This window comes from Sodaliphilus sp., from assembly GCF_045598405.1.
In the GTDB taxonomy this organism is placed as follows: domain Bacteria; phylum Bacteroidota; class Bacteroidia; order Bacteroidales; family Muribaculaceae; genus Sodaliphilus; species Sodaliphilus limicaballi.
The window spans coordinates 1-7,568 of the sequence record NZ_JAZLLZ010000136.1 but is presented as its reverse complement, the minus strand read 5'-3'; the positions used below and the strand labels follow the sequence as shown (position 1 = coordinate 7,568).

Annotated in this window: 9 protein-coding genes; 5 read left to right on the top strand and 4 right to left on the bottom strand. The window is 48.4% G+C overall.

What is annotated here, in order from left to right; genetic code table 11:
- Positions 1–510 precede the first annotated feature (510 nt).
- Entirely contained in the window at positions 511–1,317 is an 807-nt protein-coding gene (locus ACKI3C_RS09705; RefSeq protein WP_407404483.1) for an alpha/beta hydrolase, read from the top strand.
- Positions 1,318–1,328: 11 nt separating this feature from the next.
- Positions 1,329–2,891, top strand: coding sequence for a TonB-dependent receptor plug domain-containing protein (locus ACKI3C_RS09700; RefSeq protein ID WP_407404481.1), 1,563 nt, complete (start codon positions 1,329–1,331; stop codon positions 2,889–2,891).
- Between the two features lie 692 nt (positions 2,892–3,583).
- Here the strand turns inward: ACKI3C_RS09700 and ACKI3C_RS09695 are convergent.
- The 4 genes from ACKI3C_RS09695 to ACKI3C_RS09680 form a co-directional block, all read right to left on the bottom strand.
- Positions 3,584–4,369, bottom strand: a complete 786-nt coding sequence (locus ACKI3C_RS09695) for a transposase (protein ID WP_407404479.1) — start codon at positions 4,367–4,369, stop codon at positions 3,584–3,586.
- 102 nt (positions 4,370–4,471) lie between these two features.
- Positions 4,472–5,164 (bottom strand): succinate dehydrogenase/fumarate reductase cytochrome b subunit, encoded by a 693-nt coding sequence (locus ACKI3C_RS09690; RefSeq protein WP_407404477.1) that lies wholly within the window; start codon positions 5,162–5,164, stop codon positions 4,472–4,474.
- A gap of 23 nt (positions 5,165–5,187) precedes the next feature.
- A complete protein-coding gene (locus ACKI3C_RS09685; RefSeq protein WP_407404475.1) occupies positions 5,188–5,739 on the bottom strand; it encodes an RNA polymerase sigma factor in 552 nt (183 codons plus the stop codon).
- Positions 5,740–5,759: 20 nt separating this feature from the next.
- Entirely contained in the window at positions 5,760–6,065 is a 306-nt protein-coding gene (locus ACKI3C_RS09680; RefSeq protein ID WP_407404473.1) for a hypothetical protein, read from the bottom strand.
- Between the two features lie 131 nt (positions 6,066–6,196).
- On the opposite strand from ACKI3C_RS09680, the gene ACKI3C_RS09675 reads away from it, so the two are divergent.
- The 3 genes from ACKI3C_RS09675 to ACKI3C_RS09665 all read left to right on the top strand — a co-directional run bounded on the left by ACKI3C_RS09675 (position 6,197) and on the right by ACKI3C_RS09665 (position 7,375).
- Entirely contained in the window at positions 6,197–6,502 is a 306-nt protein-coding gene (locus ACKI3C_RS09675; protein ID WP_407404471.1) for a hypothetical protein, read from the top strand.
- Between the two features lie 132 nt (positions 6,503–6,634).
- Entirely contained in the window at positions 6,635–6,964 is a 330-nt protein-coding gene (locus ACKI3C_RS09670) for an ArsR/SmtB family transcription factor (protein ID WP_407404469.1), read from the top strand.
- Between the two features lie 180 nt (positions 6,965–7,144).
- The gene (locus tag ACKI3C_RS09665; RefSeq protein WP_407404467.1) at positions 7,145–7,375 is read left to right on the top strand and encodes a thioredoxin family protein; all 231 of its coding nucleotides are present in this window, start codon (positions 7,145–7,147) and stop codon (positions 7,373–7,375) included.
- The last annotated feature ends 193 nt before the right edge of the window (positions 7,376–7,568 follow it).

Sequence of the window (7,568 nt, the reverse complement as noted above, 5' to 3'; positions counted from 1 at the left end):
TCCGGCAGGACAATACCTGAATAACCCCCACCGCCGAACGAAGTGGCGGTGGGGGAAGAAATGCAACACGCACCGCGTCCAGCAGGACGCTAATCGGAGCAAATAGGTGAGACTCAAATGGTTTCACATGCTAAAGTTGAGAAAAAAACAACACCTTTAGAAATTATCGTGATATAAGATTCGCAAGCTATATTGCATCTGTATAAAGTATTAATCGCGCCGATAGGTGCGTGGTCGCACCTTGTGCGACTATCAATAACCGAGCGTAGCGAGCTCGGCAGAGTGAGCAGCGGCTAGTGGGCGTAGCCCGTGCCGCGACCAGCGAACCTCTGCCAACATGCGCGGGAGTGAAGTGAGCATAGCGAACGTAACCCTCGGTTAATGAATCCAAAGGGAAGGCGTGCTGGAAGTACGCGACTTACCCATGTTAAGTGTTATTTTAACAACATGCGAAACATGAATTATAGTGATAAAGATTTTTTTTGTAACTTTGCATTGAGAAAAAAGTTTATGATGAAACGCTTACTCTATTTACTATTATTGGTGGCATGCAGTGCCTTTGGGGCCATGGCCCGTGATTATGAACAGGTGAATGACATAAGTTACTCGGCCAAGGCCGATGCCTACTCTCGCGAGCAACTCAAGCTTGACGTATATCACCCTGTGGATGGCGAGGACTGTCCTGTGGTGATATGGTTCCATGGCGGCGGGTTGGAATTTGGTTCAAAGCAGATTCCCGAGCAGTTGAAAGAGCAGGATATGGTGGTTGTGGGCGCCGAGTACCGCATGCTTCCCCGTGTCGAAGTTGGGGATATCCTTGACGATGCTGCCGAGGCTGTGGCATGGACGTTCAAGAACGCTGCAAAGTATGGCGGCAGCACACGCAATATCGTTGTATCGGGCCACTCGGCTGGCGGTTACATCGCCATGATGCTGTGCCTCGACAAGTCGTGGCTGGCGCGATATGGCGTGGATGCCGACAGCGTGATGCTCTATGCCCCTTTCAGCGGGCAGGCAATCACACACTACAATGTGCGCAAGATGCAAGGACTGCCGCCGCTGCAACCCACCATAGACCGCTGGGCACCGCTCTACTGGGTGCGTGGCAACTGTCCTCCGCTGTTACTCACATGCGGCGACCGCGAGTTGGAACTCTACGGCCGTTATGACGAAAACCAGTATCTCGAGCGCATGATGAAACTCACTGGCCACAAGCACACCTGGCTCTACGAGATAGGCGGCCACGGACACAACGACATGATTGCCCCCAGCTTCCTCATTCTCAAGAACAAAATGCAGGAACTGCTCGCCAAGTAACTATCGACGTGATGCGGTTAGTGATTGCAATATTGTGTTTGTGCCTGGGTGCTTTGCCGCCATCTGCTTGGGCTGGCGATGCCGGTGCTTTGTTGCAAGAGCGGCTTCATCTCGTGACTGATCGTGCCTGCTATGATGCAGGCGACCGCATGTGGTTGAGGGTGTTTATGACTGATGCCTCAACCCGTCGTCCTGTTGTTCAGAGCAACTATGTGCATGTGGAACTGCTTGACGAGACTGCAATGGTGTTCGAGCGTGTCATGCTGATGGCTCGTGACGGTGTTTTTAATGGACACATAGACTTGCCGCCGTCTGCCGATGCTGGCACGTATTATGTCCGTGCATATACGCGTCTCAATGCCAACAGACCTGACCTTGAGAGTGTTGCCCGTGTGGCAGTAGGGCAGAGTTGGCGTGGCGAGAGTAAGCCCATATGCCGTCCCGACCACGAGCCGCAGGTGTGGGCCGAACCAGCAGGCGACAGCACCAGGGTGTATATCCTGTTGCCCGACGAGTGTGCATTGACCGAGGCATCGATGGCTGTTGCGGTGAGTACCGACAGTGTGGTGCCTCGTCTTGACATAGGAACATCATTGAACCGAGATCTGCTGGGTGACCATGTGAACGGATTGGCCGAGACTGCGCAGCGTGTTACGGGTAGGGTAACGGCAATGGACGGTAAGGTGTTGCCGGGCAAAGCAACCGTGTTGATGCTCGCTCCGCAGGCCGATTTCTATGAGTCAACGATGACTGGGGTTGACGGACGCTTTGCCTTTGAGGACTTGGAACTTGCCGACAGCACAGTGCTTATTGTCCAGGCAACTGACAGCAAGAACCGTGGTAATGTGTTGCTGACTATTGATGAGGTACAGTTCCCCGAGTGCAAATATCCCTTGGCTTCTGACGAATTTGACATGAAAAACTATATGGTGACGGGCGGACGCAATGTTGTCCTTGACGAGTTGCAGGTGCATGCCATACACGTGGCAAGAGTAGGGGAGATGGATGCTTTCTCGACCATAGCCGACGCCTCATTGTCGCAGGAACGCCTTGATGAAATAGACGCGTCATGCCTGCACGATGTGTTCCGCCGCATTGCCGGTGTTCATTTGACCAGCGATGAGCGCATTATAATACGCGGTCGCACATCGATTTATGGCGATAGTTATGCCTCGATAGCGGTCGATGGAGTTGTCCAGCCAGAGGAATTTGACTTGCATTCAATACCGATGGCCGACGTTGCCCGGGTAGATGTGTTCAAGAGCGGAACGTCAATGATATGGGGCGTGGACGGAGGACGAGGCTTGATTTCAATCACGACCAAAGGCGGAAAAATTGCATCAGTGAAGCGTACTACTCCTAATCTCAAAAAAGTGATTGCGACAGGGTATCAAGCCGCAAAACCATTCAGCAGCGGCAGCCGCATGCTATACTGGAATCCGGCAGTGAAAACACGTGGCGATAAACTGCTGTGGTTCAACATATCCCGTGCGGCACATTTCAGCGTGAGCATAGAAGGACTGACTGGCGACGGCAAGACCATCGCCGCCCATGCCGAGTTCATAAGCCAGTAAAACTAGATAAAAGGGACGGTTCTTTTTATCTAGTTTTTGGCGGATGCTGACTGATTGAACATCGTTTCAATAATAGAAACTAGATAAAAGGGACGGTTCTTTTTATCTAGTTTTTGGTAGATGCTGACTGATTGAACATCGTTTCAATAATAGTTAAAGTGGTGTGCAATACGCAAACCAAGTAAAAATAAAGAAACTACTATCACAGTTGTCCCCTTAGATAATAGGTAAAATAAACAACCTACTTTTTTTTCTCCAAATTCGTATTTCGGGTATCTTTCTATATAATTTAGATAATCAAAAATATACAATCCGAAACCTAGCAAGAGCCCATTTATTGCATCAATAATATCCGAAAAGAATCCAGGTATAAAACACAAGGCACACACAGTAAGGTATCCTTTATAGAAAGGCCAGAACTTAGGTATCAGCCTGCGATTTTTATGATATTTTTTATAGTAATTACCATGGACGAGTATTATGCTGAACATAAAATACGTGCATAAGGTGCCAAAAACAAAATCCTCAGCTGTCATCTTTGTTTTATTTACTGTTTATTAGTGGTTTGTGTAAATTAATCACAGATAAACTTTGCTTTACACATGAATCAATCTTCCCTGTTTTCCGTGCTTGTATGTGAATTGAACAATCTGCTTTCTGTGTCTAAAACTAGATAAAAGGGACGGTTCTTTTTATCTAGTTTTTGGGGTTGTGTGGTGGGTGATTGAACCGTAGCTGATGCCTGTCAGTCTTGATAGTTGGGTCTTGGCGATGCCTTGCTCCACAAGTTGAAGAATCAACTGTTTTTTCTCTTTATTGGGTAGCTCGGCGAGGACTCTGTCTCTGCAAACTTGTGCTATCAATTTTTGTGCTTCGATGTCTGATAAGCGACGCCTTGCAAGGTTGACCTGCTCTGTCTCAATCTGGTTGTTCTTCTTTACAAGTTCGCACACTTCGTTCCAAGTCATTTGTGCAAAAGGCAGTGTGTCACTACAGATGACAGGAGGATTTGTCGAATTGTACTCGTGCCAGCTGCTCCACCGAAAATCGTTGGGCGAACTGACAAGATTTGCTTTTACCGGGTTTTGGTGGATGTATCGCAGCAGTGTGATGAAGTAACCAGCATCCTCGACAGGCTCACTGCGGTATCGGTCGTGGAATAGTGGCCCCAACCGCTCGTGGCGCTTGTTGAAGTAACTTACATAGGCTACGCCGATGCGTTTCATGACCGAAGCGATGCTCGACTCGGCCTCGGAGATGAGCAGATGCACGTGATTGTTCATCAGGCAATAGGCGTGTATGTGGCAGTAAGGTGGCAACGGTATTCCGTGCCTATCAACAGGGGCGACAAGCCCTTGGAGTGTCTTGACGAACTTGTTGCAGTCTGTTTCGTCGGTAAATATCGCACCCTTGTTGATGCCTCGAAGCATCACATGATAAACGCCGGTGGCGCTGATTTTTCTGTTCTTGCGTGGCATAATAACTGTTTTTGTGCAAATTTACGATATTTTGGGGTTTAAAACAAGAAATTACCCGAAAAACTAGATAAAAAGAACCGTCCCTTTTATCTAATTTTGGGTTTAGGCCTTGACGAAGTCGTTGGGGGTGTAACCTAGGCAGAATGTGATTGCTACTGCGGCAAATGTGAGCATCACTATGGTGCTGTATATGGTGCACGCGGTCTTGACTCTGGGAAACCACGCCTTGCTGCTTAATGATGACGACTGCAAGCCTTTCCACATGCCGCGGTTGAGGTGGCTCCACATTGCTGCTATCCACACGAGATAAAGCACGGTGTAGATGATGCAAGAGATGCGCAGGCCGTCGATGCCGTGGAATGTGTTGACGAGATGATAGATACCGTTAGCTGCCGTTTCTGCCTCGTTGGCGCCGGTAATCTGCGCAAACATCATTTTTCCCCAGAAGTTGTAGAGGTGTAGCGCTAGGCCCAGGATAATGATGGTGCCCAGCGTAAACATGTCTTGGCTTGAAGTCTTGTCGCCCGAGGTGGCATAGGGGTGAGGCCCATAGGCCTGCATGTCCTGCCTCACCAGGTAGAATGCCATTGCAAAGTGAACAAGAACCATGACGGCAATTACCGATGTTGCCGCAATCGCCCAAATGTTGCTTCCCTTGACAGCACACAGTGCATTATACTCACTTGCGCTGAACAGGGCTACGGCATTCATTGCTGCGTGTAGTGTTAGAAACAGCATGAGCGTAGCTCCGGTAATTGCCATGATGGTCTTGCGACCAGAAGATTGGTTGGTCATATATATAAAAAAGTATGCTTCAATTAGTTTTGTGTTAATTCTTCATAGAGAGCGCCCAGCTGCTTGCGTATGTGCAGCACGGCATAGTGCTTGCGCGAGAGGAATGTGCTTGTGTTGACGCCGGCGAGACTTGCCGCATCTCTCACGCTCAATCCTTTGACTTCGGTCAAGACAATGGCTGTGCGTTGCTCGGGCGGCAGCTCGTCAATAGCTTTGTTCAGCTGGTCCCACACCATGGAGCGCAGCATGTGCATGTCGGGGCTGTCGTTGCTGTCGGCCACCATTATTTCCTGCAAGTCGGCCATGAAGGCATCGTCCTGTGCTTCGGCTGCGGGCAGATGCAGTTCGCGGTGCTTCTTGCAGTGGTTGATAATGAGGTTGTGCGCCACCCGGTAGAGCCATGCTGTGACGTGTGCCACGGGATTGTTGAGCACAGTGATGGCATGCAGGAACCGGTAGAAGGTGTCCTGCACGATGTCATCGGCATCGTCGGGGTTGTCGAGCCGCCCCCTCACGTATGATCGAAGCCGTGGCGTGTGTTGCTTGATTATGTCATCAAGGTCGTTGCTGGCCATTGCTCTGGGTGGGCTGATGGTTATGCACCCTTGTGCTGCTCGATGATGCGTTCACGCTCTTCGGGAGTCATATTCTCCCAGCGTTCACGCAGTTTGTTGCTATGGCACATGCGGTGATGGTGGTGCCCATGATGATGACCGCCCAGGCCGCCAAAGAGAATCTTGCACAGCACGAGCAACCCGCAGGCCTGCCAGTAACCGAGTTCGGAGAGACCGAACAGTGACGGCATGAGCCAGTTCCACAGTAACATGACCAACCACCCAAGCAATGCGACAAACACCGCACACAAGGGAATAAAAGCCAGATGTTTCAAAAATATCTTCATAATTGTAAAATTAGTGTTTCTATTATATATGACAACTAAAAAGGGAAAATATTTTGTAAACAAGCAAAAAAATGAAGGACGATAACGATGACGATGACGCGTGATACTTTTACCTCGAATAGGTATGTTGCTTGGCATTTTATACCACCATCTTCTCGCATTTCCTTAATGAGGACATGATGCATTATGTTCGCCAGTTGCCCCTCACCAACCTCGACCTCTCGCATTTCAACTTCGGGGAATTTATGGGTGGCAGCTACCTGCACTCCATGATGCTCGTGGCAATCAAGCAGGTGTATGGCTACGTCATCTGGTTCTCCCTCCTCCTCGCTTCCATCTTCCTCTTGTGCGACATTCCTGCCGTAAGGACTAACATCCGCAAAGTACCACGTTGGCCAGTATTGGCAATAGAGTATCTGGCAGGGAAACGGAAGTAAGCGAAACATCCATAGCCCCAGCATCATCAACCAATGCTGGGGCTTATAGTGTAAAAAATCGTTAATTTACGAACAAATGTTTTGTAGTTTGAAATGTTGTTCGTAATTTTGCGACCAAAACAAGCGCATATTATGGCAGAAAAGAAATATTGTATAAAGACAGAGACGCAGGCGGGAATTGCCAAGGCTCTGGGACATCCGGCTCGCATTGCCATCATGAAGTTTCTGGCAAAGCAAAACACCTGTTACTTCGGTGACATTCATGAGGAGTTGCCTATTGCCAAGGCTACTGTAAGTCAGCATTTAACAGCCCTTAAGGATGCAGGATTGATACAGGGAGAGATTGAAACTCCAAAGGTCAAATATTGCATCAACCGTGAGAACTGGGCGTATGCTCAGCAGTTGTTTTCGGAGTTCTTCAACATGGAATTGTGTGGGAAGAACGACGATTGCTGTAAATAAACATCATAGTTAGAGGTTTTCACTCTTTGACCTTACTATGCCCTCGTCATTTCATTTCGAGGGTTTTCTTAAAGCCTGTATGTTCGTTGTTCTGCGAATTACAAATAATATCAATAATACAACCCGAGCCTTGTTACGGTTCTCATCCCTCGGGGAGAGTTAAGAGGAGGCAAAAAGATTATGAAACAGATTAAAGTATTGGTAAGCTCATGCGCTTGCAACCAGAAGTTCGCTTCGCTCGTAGAGGCGGTAGTTAAGAACAATCAGATTGATGCCACCGTAGAGAAGGTGGACGACATCATGGAGGTGATGCAGTACAACGTGATGTCTCTGCCAGCATTGGTGATAGATGGTCAGGTGGTGGCTCGCGGTCAGAAGAATGAAAAAGAGTTACTGGAGATATTGAAGTAAAGCCCAATAACACATGTTTAATCAAATAGCACCCATGTAAAATGAAAAAGATTACAATTATCATGATGGCTGTTCTTCTTTCTACAGCCACAATTACCGCTTGTGCTGGCAATAATACACCAGAGACAAAGAAGGAAACTGTTGCAAAGAAAGAATCGCCAGTTGAAATCATCTACTTCCATGGCAAGCAGCG